At 65.4% G+C, this 16,103-nt stretch carries 11 protein-coding genes; 1 reads left to right on the top strand and 10 read right to left on the bottom strand.

The genetic code is table 11. The annotated features are described in order from the left end of the window. Positions 1–147: 147 nt before the first annotated feature. Positions 148–1,422 carry a multidrug effflux MFS transporter gene (locus tag AC0L27_RS11525; protein WP_473319007.1) on the top strand — a complete coding sequence of 425 codons (1,275 nt, stop codon included), beginning with the start codon at positions 148–150 and terminating at the stop codon, positions 1,420–1,422. A gap of 164 nt (positions 1,423–1,586) precedes the next feature. Here AC0L27_RS11525 and ligA read toward each other — a convergent pair whose 3' ends face one another. From ligA to murC, 10 genes are all read right to left on the bottom strand, one after another. Next, positions 1,587–3,740 carry an NAD-dependent DNA ligase LigA gene (ligA, locus tag AC0L27_RS11520; protein WP_473319006.1) on the bottom strand — a complete coding sequence of 718 codons (2,154 nt, stop codon included), beginning with the start codon at positions 3,738–3,740 and terminating at the stop codon, positions 1,587–1,589. 162 nt (positions 3,741–3,902) lie between these two features. Further along, complete coding sequence (recN, locus tag AC0L27_RS11515; protein ID WP_473319005.1) at positions 3,903–5,576, bottom strand: DNA repair protein RecN; 1,674 nt, start codon at positions 5,574–5,576, stop codon at positions 3,903–3,905. A 13-nt stretch (positions 5,577–5,589) separates the two neighbouring features. Further along, on the bottom strand, positions 5,590–6,495 hold the full coding sequence (locus AC0L27_RS11510; RefSeq protein WP_354205324.1) for an outer membrane protein assembly factor BamD: 906 nt from the start codon (positions 6,493–6,495) through the stop codon (positions 5,590–5,592). A 295-nt stretch (positions 6,496–6,790) separates the two neighbouring features. Beyond that, positions 6,791–7,753, bottom strand: a complete 963-nt coding sequence (gene lpxC / locus AC0L27_RS11505) for a UDP-3-O-acyl-N-acetylglucosamine deacetylase (RefSeq protein WP_275173869.1) — start codon at positions 7,751–7,753, stop codon at positions 6,791–6,793. A 360-nt stretch (positions 7,754–8,113) separates the two neighbouring features. Beyond that, a complete protein-coding gene (gene ftsZ / locus AC0L27_RS11500) occupies positions 8,114–9,919 on the bottom strand; it encodes a cell division protein FtsZ (protein WP_354205320.1) in 1,806 nt (601 codons plus the stop codon). 87 nt (positions 9,920–10,006) lie between these two features. Beyond that, a complete protein-coding gene (ftsA, locus tag AC0L27_RS11495; protein WP_354205318.1) occupies positions 10,007–11,329 on the bottom strand; it encodes a cell division protein FtsA in 1,323 nt (440 codons plus the stop codon). Further along, a complete protein-coding gene (locus tag AC0L27_RS11490) occupies positions 11,326–12,354 on the bottom strand; it encodes a cell division protein FtsQ/DivIB (RefSeq protein ID WP_473319000.1) in 1,029 nt (342 codons plus the stop codon). The genes ftsA and AC0L27_RS11490 overlap by 4 nt, the downstream gene beginning before the upstream one ends. A gap of 350 nt (positions 12,355–12,704) precedes the next feature. Then, positions 12,705–13,691, bottom strand: coding sequence for a D-alanine--D-alanine ligase family protein (locus AC0L27_RS11485; protein ID WP_354205314.1), 987 nt, complete (start codon positions 13,689–13,691; stop codon positions 12,705–12,707). A gap of 70 nt (positions 13,692–13,761) precedes the next feature. Continuing rightward, a complete protein-coding gene (gene murB, locus AC0L27_RS11480; RefSeq protein WP_354205312.1) occupies positions 13,762–14,682 on the bottom strand; it encodes a UDP-N-acetylmuramate dehydrogenase in 921 nt (306 codons plus the stop codon). A gap of 4 nt (positions 14,683–14,686) precedes the next feature. Next, the gene (murC, locus tag AC0L27_RS11475) at positions 14,687–16,090 is read right to left on the bottom strand and encodes a UDP-N-acetylmuramate--L-alanine ligase (RefSeq protein ID WP_354205310.1); all 1,404 of its coding nucleotides are present in this window, start codon (positions 16,088–16,090) and stop codon (positions 14,687–14,689) included. Positions 16,091–16,103: the final 13 nt, after the last annotated feature.

Here is a 16,103-nt window from a genome sequence, read left to right as displayed (position 1 = left end):
CGGGGCACGCAAACCGCGCCCAATTCATCATCATTTCACCGCCATCGTAACCGTCCCGGAATCCGTATAGCCGCATTCCGAAACGCCGATATGCGTCATGTGCCAGCACGCTACAGTCCGGTTCGAATTTCTACCAGACGGACACGCATGCACGGCATGATGAGCAAACCGCCGGAAACGGCGAAGAACCTCGCGACCTCGCGCGTGGTGTTGCTGCTGCTCGTCGTCATGACCGGGATCGCGCCGATCTCGCTTTACATGCTGGTTCCGGCGCTGCCGGTGCTGGCGACGACATTTGGCAGCGACATCTCGGTCGCGCAGATGACGGTGTCGCTGTACATGGTCGGCATCGCGCTGTCGCAACTCATCATGGGCCCGCTATCGGACCGTTTCGGGCGACGCCCGGTGCTGCTCGGAGGACTGGCGCTGATGGTCGTCGCCAGCGTCGCCTGCATCTTCGCGGAAACGCTGCCGCAGCTGATCGCCGCGCGCTTCTTCCAGGCATTGGGCGGCGCCGCCGGCATGGTGGTGAGCCGCGCCATCATCCGCGACATCTACGAGCGCGACCGCGTCGCCTCGATGATCAGCCTCGTCGTCGCGGCGCTGATGATCGGGCAGATGGTCTCCCCGCTCACCGGCGGCCTGATCGAGACCGCATTCGGCTGGCGCGCGATCTTCTACGCCATCACCGTCGCCGCGATCATCGTCGCCGTCGGCATCGCGATCGCGCTGCCCGAGACCCGCCGAGACCGCGCCGCCGGCAGCGGCTTTCGCGGCGACGTCGGCATCCTGATCCGCAACCGCGCCTTCGTCGGCTACGTGATGTGCCAGGTGCTGGCCTCGCAGATCATCTTCACCTTCGCCGGCGGCGGGCCCTATATCGTGGTGACGCAGATGGGCAGGACCAGCGCCGAATACGGCGCGTGGTTCGCGACGACGGGTTTTGCGTATCTCTTCGGCAATCTGCTTTGTGTGCGCTTTGCGCCCAGGCACTCGCTGGAGAAGTTGATCTGGTTCGGCCTCGCGCTCCAGCTTTGCGGCAGCCTGTTGAACCTGCTCTGGAGCTTCGCCGGCTGGAACGAGGCACCCGCCTGGCTGTTCGGCACGCAGATGATCGTGATGGTCGGCAATGCCTTCGTAATGGCGAACTCGGCCGCCGGCGCGATCAGCATCCGTCCCGAGGCCGCCGGCACGGCGTCAGGTGCGATGGGCTTCCTCCAGCAAGGCATCGGCGCGCTGATGTCGCAATTCGGCGCCTATCTCGGCGGCCATTCCGCGACCACGCTGCCGCTTACCGCCGCGGTGCTGGCGATCTCCCTGCTCTGCGCCTGCACGATGATCTTCGTCGTCCCCCGCCGCGAGATCATGGTGAGCGAGACGCTGATCGGGCAGGCGGAAGAGGAAGAGAGCGGGATGATGTAAGGGGGCGCGCCGTCGCCCCGTCATTGCGAGCGTAGATTCGTAGCCCGGATGGAGCGAAGCGCAATCCGGGTCAGTGCGCATTGCGGCGACACCGCCCCGGATTTCGCTCCGCTCCATCCGGGCTACAAGCGTCGCTTCGCTCCCCCCAATGACGCCGAGAGAGCTCACTCCCCGATCAGTTGCAGCCACTCGTCCTCGGTCAGCACCTTGACGCCATGCTTGTTGGCTTCCGCGAGCTTCGAACCCGCGCCGGGGCCGGCGACGACGAGATCGGTTTTCTTGGACACCGATCCGGACACTTTTGCGCCTAACCGCTCAGCGGTGGCCTTGGCCTCGTCACGCGTCATCTTCTCCAGCGAGCCCGTGAACACCACGGTCTTGCCGGCGACGGCGGAATTGCTCTTCGGCTTCTCGGCGTCGATGATCTCGACCTCCTTGGTCAGCCGCTCGACGATGCCGCGATTGTGACTCTCGCCGAAATAATCGGCGATGCTCTTGATCACGGTCTCGCCGATCTGGTCGAGCGCATCCATCTCGGCCATCGCCTCCTCGTCGCCCCTGGCGACCTTGAGGCTGGCGTCGTGGAAGGCGTCCCAGGAGCCATAGCCGCGTGCCAGTGCCAGCCCCGTGGTCTCGCCGATATGGCGCATGCCGAGCGCGTAGATAAAGCGCTCCAGTGCAATCTTGCGACGGCTCTCGATCGCGCTGAACAAATTGCGCACCGACGTTGCGCCGTAACCCTCGATGTCCTCGAGCTTGAGTTTCGAATTGCGCTTTTCCAGCGTGAAGATGTCCGCTGGCTCCTTCACAAAACCCTCGTCGAAGAAATACTGGAGCTGCTTCTCGCCAAGACCGTCGATGTCGAAGGCGCGCCGCGACACGAACAGCTTCAGATGTTCGATTTTCTGATAGGGGCAGGCGAACTCGCCGGTGCAGCGGGCGCGTGAGCCCTCCTCTCCCGCCGCCGTTTCCTCGCGCGTGACATCGGTGTGCAGCGGGCACGGGCACTTCTTCGGAAACTGGAATTCCTTGGCAGCCTTCGGCCGCTTGTCGAGGACGACGTCGACCACCTGCGGGATGACGTCGCCGGCGCGCTGGATCACGACGGTGTCGCCAATCCTGATGTCGCGGCCCTCGCGCAGCACCTCGCCCTTGTTGCCGATGCCCTTGATGTAGTCCTCGTTGTGCAGCGTGACGTTCTGCACGATTACGCCGCCGACGCCGACCGGCTCGAGCTTGCCCACCGGCGTGAACGAGCCGGTGCGGCCGACCTGGATCTCGATGTCGCGCAACACCGTCATGGCGCGTTCGGCCGGGAATTTGTGGGCGATGCCCCAGCGCGGCGTGCGCGAGACGAAGCCGAGCCGTTCCTGCCAGTCGATGCGGTCGACCTTGTAGACGACGCCGTCGATGTCGTAGTCGAGCTTTGCGCGCTGCTCCTCGATCGAACGATGAAACGCCAGCAGTTCCTCGACGGAGTGACAGAGTTGGGTCAGTGGATTGGTCTTGAAGCCGCAGCGCTCGAACCAGCCGATCATGCCGCTCTGCGTACCCTCGGGCATCGCGCTCATCTCGCCCCAGGCATAGGCGAAGAAGCCGAGGGGGCGCGAGGCGGTGATGGTCGGATCCTTCTGCCGGAGCGAGCCCGCGGCCGAGTTGCGCGGATTGGCGAAGATGGTGCTGCCTTCCGCCTTCTGCCGCTCGTTGAGCGCGAGGAAGGCCTTCTTGGTCATGTAGACCTCGCCGCGCACCTCGCAGATATCGGGGACGTTGCGTCCCCTAAGCTTTTGCGGCACGTCTTCGAGCGTGCGGATGTTGGCGGTGACGTCCTCGCCTTCAGCGCCGTCGCCGCGCGTCGCGGCGGTGACGAGCTCGCCACCCTCATAGCGCAGCGACATCGAGAGGCCGTCGATCTTCGGCTCGGCGGAGAAATCGATCCTGTCGTCCTCGAGCTTCAGGAAGCGCACGATGCGGCCGACGAAGTCGCGCAGATCCTCTTCCGCAAAGGCGTTGTCGAGCGACAGCATGGGGACCGAATGCCGCACTTTCTTGAAGCGGCCTGACGGTGCAGCACCGACTTTCTGCGACGGCGAGTCCGCGCTGACGAATTCCGGAAAGCGCTTCTCGATCGCGTTAAAGCGCTGGCGCAGCGCGTCATACTCGGCATCCGTGACGGTGGGCGCGTCCTCCTGATAGTAGCGTTCGTTATGCCCTTCGATTTCGAGCGCAAGCCGCATGTGCTCGACCTTGGCCTGCGCCTTGGTGAGGTCGGCGACGTCGCGAAGCGGTGTTGGTTTGGATTTTACTGCTCTGGCCATGGTGCTTGAATACGACGGAGCGGACGGGAGGGTAAAGGCAGGTTGAAGTCTCGCGCCCCGGACTCAGCGCAGCGCTTCTTTAGCGGTGCGCTGCAGAGCCGGGGCCCATCGGGGGCGACATTCTGGGTCCCGGCTCGCGCTACGCGCATCCGGAACGACAAATCAAGCCGTCGCTGCCTTGAGCAGCCGGTCCGCGGCAGCCCTCGCCTCGGCGGTGATCTCGGCGCCGGCGAGCATCCGCGCGATCTCCTCGCGGCGGTGGTCGGCGGCGAGCGCATTGACGCGGGTGGCGACACGCTTGCCCTCGTCCAGTGCGTCCTTGGAGATCAGCAAATGCTGGTCGGCACGGGCCGCGACCTGCGGGGCGTGGGTCACGGCCATCACCTGAACCTTGCCGGCGAGCCGCGCCAGCCGTCCGCCGATCGCGTCCGCGACCGCGCCGCCAACGCCGGTGTCGATCTCGTCGAACACCAAAGTCGGCGCCGAGCCGCGGTCGGACAGCACGACCTTCAGCGCCAGCAGGAAACGCGACAGCTCGCCGCCGGAGGCGACCTTCATCATCGGCCCCGGCTTGGTGCCCGGGTTGGTCTGCACCCAGAACTCGACGCGATCGAACCCTTGCGGGCCTGGCGCTGCCTCGTCGGTCTGCACCTGGGTCATGAACTTGGCGCGTTCGAGCTTGAGCGGCGCGAGCTCGGCATTGACCGCCTTGTTGAGCTTCTCCGCCGACTTCTGCCGCGCCATCGACAGCTTCTTGGCGGCCGCCGCATAGCGCGCGTCGGCTTCGATCGCGGCCTGCTCCAGCTTCTTCAGCCGTGAGGCGCCGGCATCGATCAGGACGACATCGGCGGCGTATCTGGCAGCAAGCGCGGCGAGCCCGTCGACCGGTGTGGAATATTTGCGCGAGGCGGCGCGCAACGCGAACAGTCGCTCCTCGATGCGTTCGAGCTCCGAGGGATCGAAATCGGTCGCGGCAAGCGCCGCCTGCAGATGCTGGTCGGCTTCCTCCAGCGCGTTGATCGCGGTGTCGATCGCCCTGACCGCGGGCTCGACCAGCGCCGGCGAGTTGACGCCGCGGCGCTCGAGCCGGCGCACGGCGGCCGACAGCGAGGCGACCGGCGAATGGTGGCCGCCGACCGCCTCCTGCGCCTCGCGCAGGTCGGACGCGATCTTCTCGCCCTGCATCATCGTGGTCCGACGGGACGCCAGCGAGGTCTCCTCGCCGTCCTTGGGCGCGAGCTGCTTCAATTCGTCGGAGGCGTGACGAAGGTAATCGGCTTCGCGCGCAGCGCGCTCCATGCCGGCGCGATGCTCCTCCAGCGCGGTGTTGGCGGTGCGGCGGGCGTCCCAGAGCGCTTCGACCGCCGAGACATCCTTTTCGAGACCGGCGAAGGCGTCGAGCAGGCGGCGGTGGGTGGCGGCATCGACCAGCGCACGCTCGTCGTGCTGGCCGTGGATCTCGACCAGGGCAGCACCGACCGCCTTCAGCGTCTGCACGCTGATCGCCTGGTCGTTGATGAAGGCGCGGGTGCGGCCGTCGGCGAGCTGGACCCGGCGGAGAATCATCTCGCCAGTATCCTCCAGCCCGTTCTCCGCGAGGATTTTCGCTGCAGGGTGATTCTTGGGGATATCGAACACGGCAGTAACCTGCCCCTGCTCCACGCCATGGCGCACGAGGCCGGCATCGCCGCGGCCGCCGAGCGCCAACGCAAAGGCATCGAGCAGGATGGATTTGCCCGCACCGGTCTCGCCGGTCAAAACCGCGAGGCCCGGTGCGAATTCGATATCGAGCCGTTCGATCAGGACGATGTCACGGATCGACAGACGCGCCAGCATGGAATTCTATTTCCTAGCCGAGACCCATTTTCTTGAAGGTCTTGCTAATCCAGGACCCCTGATTCTCGCTCGGTTCGAGACCGCCTGATTTTACAAGATTATAGGCGTCCTTGTACCAGCGACTGTCAGGAAAATTGTGCCCGAGCACGGCGGCGGCCGTCTGGGCCTCACCGACGATGCCGATCGCCATATAGGCCTCGGTCAGGCGGTACAGCGCCTCCTCGACGTGGCGGGTGGTCTGGTACTGCGTCACCACGGCCTTGTAGCGGTTGATCGCCGCCGTGTAGTCGCGCTTCTGCGCGTAGTAGCGGCCGACGTTCATTTCCTTGCCGGCGAGCTGGTCGCGCGCACCTTCGATCTTGGCCTTGGCCGAGGTCGCATATTCGGACGTCGGATATTTGCGCACCACCTCTTCCAGCGAGGCGATCGCCTTCTCGGTGCGGGTCTGGTCGCGGCTGATGTCCGGAATCTGGTCGTAATGCGAGGCGGCAATCAGATATTGCGCATAGGCCGCATCCGGGCTGCCGGGATGCAGCGTGACGTAGCGGGTGGCCGCGCCGATGCAATTGTCATAATCGCCGCCCTGGTACGACGCGTAGGCCGACATCAGCAATGATTTGCGGGCCCAGTCGGAATAAGGATGCTGGCGGTCGACCTCTTCGAACTTCTTGTTCGCCGCCTTCATGTCCTTCTTCTCGTTCATGAGGTACAGGCCCTCATTATAGATCTTGTCGGCGGGCTCCTCGACGAAGGTGTCGTCCTTGGCGGTGAACTTGTCCCAAAGCGCACCGGTGCCGCAGCCGGCCAGCGGCAGCGCGAGCACGAAGAGGGCGACAGCCTGAATCAGCCCACGGGCTCGAGACGAGACTTCTCGAGACGGGACTTGAAGATATCCGCGCGTCATACGCTGTGCCGACATGAGTATTGCCCTGACGCCCTGTGGTGCGGTGTCCGCCAGCCCATGAACCCCGTCCTGGGCGCGAAATATAGCCGTGGTGCCTGCCATGCAGCCACGCCGGTGTAACCGAAAAACGATCTTCAACCAACCGGATAGGCAGGCATTCCGCCCGGATTAAGGCGAACGCGCCGCAACCCTAGCCGATCATCGTTACCAGGAGTTTCCCGGGGAAAGCCGCCGCCAAACGCCCATGGCAACGGGTCTCTTCAGGACCCGTCTCTCTTTTAGGAACGCCCGCTTCAGGAAACGTCTGTCTTCAGGAAACGTCCGGCCCGTAGACCGCGGCGATCCGACCACCGACGATGCCGCGACCGGTTTCGGCCACCGGACGCGTGGTGCGGCGGGCTGCCTCGCCCTCGACCACCCGCCAGGCGGTGCGGTCGGCGAGCAGCGCGGTCAGGACGGCGTGGTTGAGCTTGTGGCCGCCACGTACCGAGCGGTAGGCGCCGAGCAGTGGCAGACCGGCCAGCGCGAGGTCGCCAATCACGTCCAGCACCTTGTGGCGGGCGCATTCGTCGGCGTAGCGCAGGCCTTCGGTGTTCAGCAGCCGCTCCTCGTCGAACACGACGGTGTTGTCGAACGAGGCGCCGAGCGCATAGCCGGCGCTCCAGAGCCGCGCGACGTCGCACATCAGACCGAAAGTCCGGGCCCGGCCGACTTCGCGGCGGAAACGCTCCGGGTTGAGGTCGAAGGCGTAGCTCTGCTGGCCGATGACAGGATTGGTGAAGTCGATCTCGACCTCGGCGCGGAACCCGTCGGCATAGGGCCTGATCTCACCGAAGGAGTCGCCGATCTTGACCGAGATCGGCTTCAAAACCTGGATGAAGCGGCGCTGTGCCGGCTGGGTTACGATGCCGGCCTGGTCGATCGCCGCAACGAAGGCTGCGGCGCTGCCGTCCATGATCGGCACTTCCGGCCCGTCGATCTCGATGATGGCGTTGTCGACGCCCATGCCCCGCAGCGCAGCAAGCACATGCTCGGCGGTGGAAACCAGCGGACCGTTGCGATCGCCGAGGACGGTGGCGAAATCGGTCGCGATCACCTGCTCGGCGGTGGCCTGAACTTCGCGGTCGCTTCCCTCAAGCCCGGTACGGACAAAAACAAAGCCCGCGTCGACAGGCGCGGGTCCAAGCGTAAGCGTGACGGGAAGACCGGAATGAACGCCGACGCCTGCCACACTGGCTTGCGCACGAAGCGTTGTTTGCCGGCTAAATTTCATCAGGAACCGCCCCACTACGACCATCGCGACTTATACTGAACCCGACTGAGCGGCCTAGACCGCTCGTTCCGAATCCGTATCCCCAAGTCACGGCAAACCATAGTCACTGCCTCAAACAGCGCCAACTCACGCTTTTTTACCGATTGTTACCCCAAACCCGCCGTATTCGCGCCAAGGCTTAACCAAATTGGACCGGAGTTCGGAGCCGTTTTCGGCAGTTTTACTGAACCATCGAATACGTAATTAACGATTTAAAATCAGTTGCTTGGCCACGCAATCCGGATATGCACGGGGCAAAAGAAAAGGTCCCGGCAAGCTTCCCGCCGGGACCTTTTTTCGTCTGCCTTATTGTAACAATCCTCAGGTCGCCTGCCGCCGCAGGAAGGCCGGGATATCAAGATGGTCGTCTCCCTGTGGCGCCGGGGCAACAGGCGCGGGACGGCCATGCATGTCCAGGCCCTGCGGCGCGGGACGACGGGCATACTCGGACACCGGCTCGGCGGACGCGATTTGCTGCGCCACGGTCTTCTGGGGGCGGCGCTCGGGCAGCGGCGGCATCGCGGGACCGGCGGTGCGGGCCGCGATCGGCGCCTCGCTCTCCTCGTCACGACGGCCGAGGCCGACATTGGCGAGGCGCTGGAGCAGCGACAGCCGGGTCTTCTGCGGAGTCTCCTCCTCGACCTCGCCGCGGGCCTGGCGAAGCTCGGCCTGGGCGGGCATCGGAAGTTCCTCGATCCGCGGCATCCGCGGTGTGCGGACCGGCGCACGCTCGGCCTGCGGCGGGATGAAGGTTTCCGGCGTCATCGGCTCATGCATGGCCATCGGCGCCTGCTCGGGCTCCGGAAACAGCGTGGGCTTCTGCGCGATCGGGCGCACGGTGACGTCGCCATAGGTCTGCATCGGCGCGGGAGCCTGCGGGACGTCCGCAACGGCGGCGGCGATGGCGGCAAGCGCAGCGCGCTCGACGTTCGGACGCGGAGCCGTGGGAGCGGCGGCAAACTGGCCCGATCCGGCGGCCGGGGTCTGCGCTTCGAACTTCTGGGCGCGCTCGGCCATGCGCTGATTGTCGGCGCGCAGCCGTGCGGTCAGATCGGCAAGACGGCTCTCGGCAGCCGCGGCCGGAGCAGCGGGAGCCTGCTGCGCCTGCGGAGCAGGATTCGCCACGGGAGCGCTGGTGGCCTGGCTGTTGCGCGCGATCGCGGCCTGTTCGATGCCGGTGGCGACGACCGAGACGCGGATCAGGCCGTCGAGGGCTTCGTCGAAGGTGGCGCCGACGATGATGTTGGCGTCCTGGTCGACTTCCTCGCGGATGCGGGTCGCAGCTTCGTCGACCTCGAACAGGGTGAGATCCTTGCCGCCGGTGATGGAGATCAGGAGGCCCTTGGCGCCCTTCATCGAGCTATCGTCGATCAGCGGGTTGGCGATCGCGGCTTCGGCGGCGGTCAGCGCGCGCTTGTCGCCGGAGGCTTCGCCCGTGCCCATCATCGCCTTGCCCATCTCGCGCATGACGGCGCGGACGTCGGCGAAGTCGAGATTGATCAGGCCTTCCTTGACCATCAGGTCGGTGATGCAGGCAACGCCGGAATAGAGCACCTGGTCGGCCATCGCGAAGGCGTCGGCGAAGGTGGTCTTTTCGTTGGCGACCCGGAACAGGTTCTGGTTCGGGATGATCAGCAGGGTGTCGACGACCTTGTGCAGCTCGTTGATGCCTGCTTCCGCGGTGCGCATGCGGCGGCCGCCCTCGAAGTGGAACGGCTTGGTCACGACGCCGACGGTGAGGATGCCCATCTCGCGCGCGATCTTGGCGATCACGGGAGCCGCACCGGTGCCGGTGCCGCCGCCCATGCCGGCGGTGACGAACACCATGTTGGCGCCCGAGAGATGATCGCGGAGTTCGTCCATCACCTCTTCGGCCGCGGCGGCGCCGACGACCGGCTGCGAACCTGCGCCCAACCCTTGCGTGGCGGCCGTGCCCATCTGGACGATGCGCTGCGCCTTCGACATCGTCAGCGCCTGCGCGTCGGTGTTGGCGACCACGAAGTCGACGCCCTGGAGGCCCGCCGTGATCATGTTGTTGACGGCGTTGCCACCGGCGCCGCCGACGCCGAACACGGTGATGCGGGGCTTCAGTTCGTGAATATCAGGAACATTGATGCTGATGGTCATGTTTGCCTCTCGATCACGCGCGCGTGGGTTCGCCCCGGCCGACGGCCGCGGGAGTTGATGAAAATCGAATATTGCGGGAAGGAGTCATCAGAAGCCCTCGCGTAGCCATCGTCCGACCCTTCCGAAATACCCGCCGGTCCCCGTCCTGACCTGCTGCCGCGTATGCCGCGGTTCGACATGTTCGTGGTGAACATATTGCGGGTAGACGAGCAGTCCGGCCGGCACCGCGAAGGCGGCGTTCTTCGCCTCGTTGGGCAGCCGGCCGAAGCCGAGCGGACGTCCGACCCGTACGGGCCGGCCGAGAATCTGCGTTCCGAGCTCAACGAGACCGGTGAGCTGCGAGGCCCCGCCCGAGAGCACGACGCGGCCGTTGGGCTCTGAGGCGAAGGGCGAATCCTTCAGCTTGTCCCGAACCATTTCGAAGACTTCCTCGGCACGATGCTTGACGATGTTGGCGATGGTAGCGCGGGAGACGATCTGCGGCAGATCCTGCTCGTCACCGGCTGTCGGTACAGACATCAGCTCACGCGAGTCCGATCCGCCGGTGATGACGGTCCCGTATAACGTCTTGATTCGCTCGGCATCGGCAATGGTCGCGGAGAGTCCGCGCGCCAGATCCATCGTGATGTGTTGCCCGCCGACCGCAAAACCGGCGGCATGCACGAAGCGGCCGCCGGAAAAGACCGCGATCGTGGTGGTGCCCGCGCCCATCTCGACCACGGCAGCGCCTAAATCGGCTTCGTCATCGGTCAACACCGACAGGCCGGCCACATAGGGGCTTGCCGCCATGGCTTCGACATTGATGTGGCAGCGTTCGACCGCCAGCATCAGGTTCCGCGCCACGGTGGCGTCGCAGGTGACGACGTTCATGTCGATGCCGAACTGATGCGCAACCATGCCCCGGGGGTCGCGGATGCCCTTGACGCCGTCGAGCGTGTAGCCGACCGGCAGCGCGTGCAGCACGGTGCGGCCTTCGCCGGTGGCGTGGCGCATGCCGGTGGAGGTGACGCGGCTGACATCGGCCGGCGTCACGGCGCCGCCGCGGATGTCGGCAGCAGCTTCGACCAGCTGACCGGAGAGCCGGCCGCCGGAGACCGACAGCAGCACGGACTCGACCCGCACCTTGGCCATCTTCTCCGCAAGACCGACGGCCTGTCGCACCGCCTGCTCGCATTCGCCGAGATCGATCACGGCGCCGGCCTTCATGCCGCGCGACTGGATCTGGCTGTAGCCGATCAGCTCCACCGCATGGGTCCGGTCGCGCAGGGCTTCGCTCGGCGCCGACGGTTTCAGCCGCGCAATCATGCAGGCGATCTTGCTGGTGCCGATGTCGAGGCAGGCGACGAGGCCGCCGCGCTTGTGCGGCATCGGGCGTGTCTTCGGTGTCTGGGTGCGATCAAGACCGGTCATGCAGCGTCCCCGGCCTTTTTCTTCTTCTTGTCCTTGAACAAATCGTCGCGCGCCTTGGCGGCGTCCTCGGACAGCTGCACCACCAGCCGATCGGGCAGGCGCAGGTCGATGGCGACGATGTCCCGGGAGAACAGCCTGTCCTCCTTGTCGAGCCTGGACAGCATCGCAAGCGCGTTGCCGACGTCCTGCTCGGGCAGGCGGATGTCGAGGCCGTCCTTCAGCCTCAGGTTCCAGCGCCGCTCACCGACGAAGATCGCGGCCTTGGTGATCGAGTTGACCTGCGGATAGCGCGCCAGCAAAGCGAGGAAGTCGCGGGCCTGCGTCTCGGCACCCTTGCCGACCACGAGCGGCAGCGACAGGAACCGGCGCGAGACATAGGGCTCGAGCACGGCGCCGTCATCGGCGATGACTGAGAGGCGGCCGGCCTCCTGCCACAGCGCGAACGCCTTGCGCTCGGTGAGCTCGATCATGAGCTGGCCCGGATAGAGCTTCAGCACGGTCGCATCCGCGATCCAGGGATTGGCCTTGAGCTTGTCGCGCACGGCGTCGGCGTCGAGGAACAGCAGCGAGGATCGGCCGCTGACGCCGCCGATCGCGAGGATCTCGTCCTGGCTGAGCTGCTTGCGGCCGTTGATCACGACGGAGGTGATGCGGAAACCGGCGGAATTGGCCAGCGCGTTGCGGGTGTCGTTGACCGCCGTGATGAAATCCTGGAGATGGCCGCCCTTGACGATACCGAAGCCGCAGCTTCCGATCAGGAGCAGCACCGTCATGGTGATCCCGACCCGGCGCGGCAGATAGCGCTCGACCAGCGCGACCAGCCGCGGCGGCGGCTCGCGCTCGATGACGGCTTTGGCCCTGATCTTTTCCTTGGCTGCAGCACGCGCGCCGTGAACTCTTTCCTGGCGCTTGTCCTGCACCCACTCGCGCAGAAGCACGACCGCTCCGATAGCGGCCGCCTTCAGGTCAGCTTGGGGCCTCAGCGATCTGAAAAGCGACCGAGTGAGGCTTCCTGCTCCATCCATTGCACGAGCTCGTCAACAGTTTGCCCGCGACATCGCGCGGGTCCTGGCGAACATGACGTCTCGGACTTGCCGGGCCGGGTGCTGGTCTTCAGCAGAAGAAAACCTCTCCCCTTCAGAGCGTTCGCTGGAGGTGACAACACCCGCAACGGTCCACGCGCCGGCAGCCAAAGCGTCATATGCGCCGCCAGCGTTAACCTTCGGACGTCCTGGTAAACAAAAGGTAAAGTTCGTTAACGACGTGAGCTATTTGCCCAGGCCTGTGAGGCATTTATGCCGCAATATCCGGCATTTTACCGGTTTTGGGTTCCAAAACCGGCCGTTTCGCCGATTCGGCCGTTAACCAGTCCTAATTATTTTCGCACACCGGCCACGGCGAGCTCGACCAGGCCGCGCAGGAAGTCGACGAACTCGATGCCCTCGGCCTTCAGCGCCTTGGGGTAGAGCGAGGACTTGGTCAGGCCGGGCAGCGTGTTGGTTTCGAGATAGACCAGCCCCTTGTCCGAGACGATGAAGTCCGAACGGGAATAGCCGGTGCACGACATCGCCCGGTGCGCCAGCATCGCCTGCTGCTTCAGCGCCGCGGTGATCTCCGCCGTGAAGCGGCCGGGACAGATCTCCTGAGTCGACTTCAAAAGATATTTTGCCGCGTAGTCGAAACTGCCCTCGCCCGGAATGATCTCGATCGGCGGCAGCGAGATGATCGAGCCGTCCGGCCGCTCCAGCACACCGCAGGTCGCCTCGACGCCGGCGATGTAGGGCTCGATCACGTATTCTTCGTGCTTCGCCGCATTACGGACGGCGACGAGATCCTGCCTGGCGTTGACGAAGATCAGGCCGTAGCTCGAGCCATCCCTGGCGGGCTTTGCGATCAGCCGGCCGTATTCGGCGAAGGCCTCGTCGATCTGGTCCAGCGCAATGTTGGCCGGCGGCGTCACGCCGCCGAGCGCAGCGAAATGCTTGGCTGCGATCTTGTCGAACGCGAGATGCGAGGAGGCCGAGCCCGATCCGGTGAAAGGCACGCCGCGCGCCTCGCACATCACCTGCAATTCGCCGTTCTCGGCCCGCCCGCCATGCAAGCTGAGCACCAGCACGCGGTTCTCCGCCCTGGCCTGGTCGAGCGCCTGCTCCAACGGAATGCCTGACGTGCCCGGCTTGAATTCATCCTCGAACGGACGGGCATGTTCGAGCAGTTGTCTCGACTGCACGACATGCACCTTGTCCTCGACATCCCACCACCAGAGATCGGCCTCGGGCAGCGCCTGATGCAGCGCCTGGGCTGAGGCGACCGAAACCAGACGTTCGCGGTTGGAGCCGCCGAAGAGGATGGTGATGCGCATGTTCTTTGGTCCGTCACCTGTCTGTGTTCGTCATTCCGGGGCGATGCTAAGCATCGCCCCGGAATGACACTCACGCGGGAATTCCGATCCGCTTGATTTCCCAGTGTAGCTCAATTCCGGAATTCGTCTTCACCCGTTCACGCACGGTCTCGCCCAACGTCTCGATGTCGTGCGCGGTGGCATCGCCCATGTTGATCAGGAAATTGCAGTGCATCTCGGACACCTCGGCGCCGCCGACGCGCAAACCGCGGCAGCCGGCGGCATCAACCAGCTTCCAGGCGGAATGGCCGGGCGGATTCTTGAAGGTCGAGCCGCCGGTCTTTTCGCGGATCGGCTGCGCGGTTTCGCGATGGGTCTGCACTTCCGCCATGCGCGCGCGGATCGCCTCGGCATCCCTGATCTCGCCGCGGAAACGCGCGGAGGTGAAGATGATGGAGGGATCGACTCCGCTGTTGCGGTAGACGAACTTCATGTCGGCATTGGAGAAGACGTGCTTCGTGCCGTCGCGCCCGACGCCTCGCGCCTCGATCAGCACGTCCCTGGTCTCGCCGCCATTGGCGCCCGCATTCATGCGCAGCGCGCCGCCGACCGTGCCGGGAATGCCGAAATAGAATTCGAGCCCGCCGATATTGGCTGACGCGGCGACTTCCGCCACGCGCTTGTCGAGCGCGGCCGCGCCCGCGGTGACGACATCGCCACTCGCGCTCGCCTCGCCGAAGGCGCGCGGCGCCAGCCGGACCACCACGCCCGCAATGCCGCCGTCGCGCACGATCAGGTTGGAGCCGACGCCGACGACATGAACGCGAATGTCGCTTGCGAGATGCGCGAGGAAATAAGCGAGGTCGTCCTCGTCCGCCGGCGTGAACAGCACCTGCGCCGGACCGCCGACGCGAAACCAGGTCAGCTCGGCGAGCGACTGGTTCGCCAGCAGCCGGCCGCGGAGATCGGGCATCGCGGCTTTGAGCGAGGGTGTGATGTCGGGGAAGCTCACTGCCCTACCCCAGCGCCTTCAACTCGCCGGGCAAGGCATACGCCCATTGCGTGATGTTGCCGGCGCCAAGGCACACGACGAGATCGCCCGACATCGCCACGCCCTTGACGATGCCGGCGAGATCGGACGCCGCCGGCAGCGGGATCACCTCGCGGTGGCCGTGGGCACGCAGGCCCGCGGCGAAATGGTCGCGGTCGATGCCCTGGATCGGCGTCTCGCCTGCGGCGTAGACCTCGGCGACGATCACCGCATCCGCATCGTTGAAACAGGTGCAGAATTCTTCGAACAGCGACTGCAGGCGGGTATAGCGATGCGGCTGCACGACGGCGACGATCTTGCCGTTGGTGGATTCCCGCGCCGCCTTCAGCACCGCCGCGATCTCGACCGGATGATGGCCGTAGTCGTCGATGACGGTGACGCCGTCCCATTCGCCGGTCTTGGTGAAGCGGCGCTTGACGCCGCCGAAGCCGGCGATCGCCTTGCGGATCGCCTCGTCCGACACGCCGAGCTCGCGCGCGACCGCAATCGCGGCCGTCGCGTTCGAGGCATTGTGGCGTCCCGGCATCGGCAGCACGAGATCGGCGATCTCGTGCACGACGCCCGTCTTGCGGTCGTGGAACGTAACCTTGAACTTCGATCCGCCGCCCGTCGGGGTCAGGTCGACGAAGCGCACATCGGCCTGTGGATTCTCGCCATAGGTGATGATGCGGCGGTCCTCGATCTTGCCGACGAGGGTTTGCACCACGGGATGATCGATGCACATCACGGCGAAGCCGTAGAATGGCAGGTTCTCGACGAAATGGCGGAAGGCGTCCTGCACCGCCTCGAAGGTCTTGAAGTGATCGAGATGCTCGGGATCGACATTGGTGACGATCGCAACCTCGGTCGGCAGCTTCAGGAACGTGCCGTCGCTCTCGTCCGCTTCGACCACCATCCAGTCGCCCGCACCGAGACGCGCGTTGGAGCCATAGGCATTGATGATGCCGCCGTTGATGACGGTGGGATCGAGGCCGCCGGCATCCAGCAGCGTCGCAACCATCGTGGTCGTGGTGGTCTTGCCGTGCGTGCCGGCGATGGCGACGCAGCTCTTCAGCCGCATCAGCTCGGCCAGCATCTCGGCGCGGCGCACCACCGGAATGCGCCGTTCGCGCGCCGCCGTCAGTTCCGGATTGTCGCGCTTGATCGCGGTGGAGACCACAACGACCTCGGCACCATCGACGTTCTCCGCCTTGTGGCCGACCGAGACCCTCGCGCCGTTCTTGCGCAGACGGTCGAGATTGTAATTGTCGGAGGCGTCCGAGCCCTGCACGGTATAGCCGAGATTGAGCAGCACCTCGGCGATGCCGCTCATGCCGATCCCGCCGATCCCGACGAAGTGGATGGGTCCGATCTCGCGCGGCAGTCTCATGGCGTATCCCGCA

The organism is Bradyrhizobium sp. Ken51 (assembly GCF_055807435.1).
The sequence above is the reverse complement of the archived record's forward strand: the minus strand, read 5'-3'. Positions and strand labels throughout refer to the sequence as shown.

Excerpts from the sequence above, each read along its gene's own strand:
- AC0L27_RS11490 (WP_473319000.1), bottom strand. The coding sequence starts at position 12,354 with ATGGATGGAGCAGGAAGCCTCACTCGGTCGCTTTTCAGATCGCTGAGG.
- lpxC (WP_275173869.1), bottom strand. The coding sequence starts at position 7,753 with ATGAAATTTAGCCGGCAAACAACGCTTCGTGCGCAAGCCAGTGTGGCA.
- AC0L27_RS11525 (WP_473319007.1), top strand. The coding sequence starts at position 148 with ATGCACGGCATGATGAGCAAACCGCCGGAAACGGCGAAGAACCTCGCG.
- ftsZ (WP_354205320.1), bottom strand. The coding sequence starts at position 9,919 with ATGACCATCAGCATCAATGTTCCTGATATTCACGAACTGAAGCCCCGC.
- recN (WP_473319005.1), bottom strand. The coding sequence starts at position 5,576 with ATGCTGGCGCGTCTGTCGATCCGTGACATCGTCCTGATCGAACGGCTC.
- ligA (WP_473319006.1), bottom strand. The coding sequence starts at position 3,740 with ATGGCCAGAGCAGTAAAATCCAAACCAACACCGCTTCGCGACGTCGCC.
- AC0L27_RS11485 (WP_354205314.1), bottom strand. The coding sequence starts at position 13,691 with ATGCGCATCACCATCCTCTTCGGCGGCTCCAACCGCGAACGTCTGGTT.
- ftsA (WP_354205318.1), bottom strand. The coding sequence starts at position 11,329 with ATGACCGGTCTTGATCGCACCCAGACACCGAAGACACGCCCGATGCCG.
- murC (WP_354205310.1), bottom strand. The coding sequence starts at position 16,090 with ATGAGACTGCCGCGCGAGATCGGACCCATCCACTTCGTCGGGATCGGC.
- AC0L27_RS11510 (WP_354205324.1), bottom strand. The coding sequence starts at position 6,495 with ATGTCGGCACAGCGTATGACGCGCGGATATCTTCAAGTCCCGTCTCGA.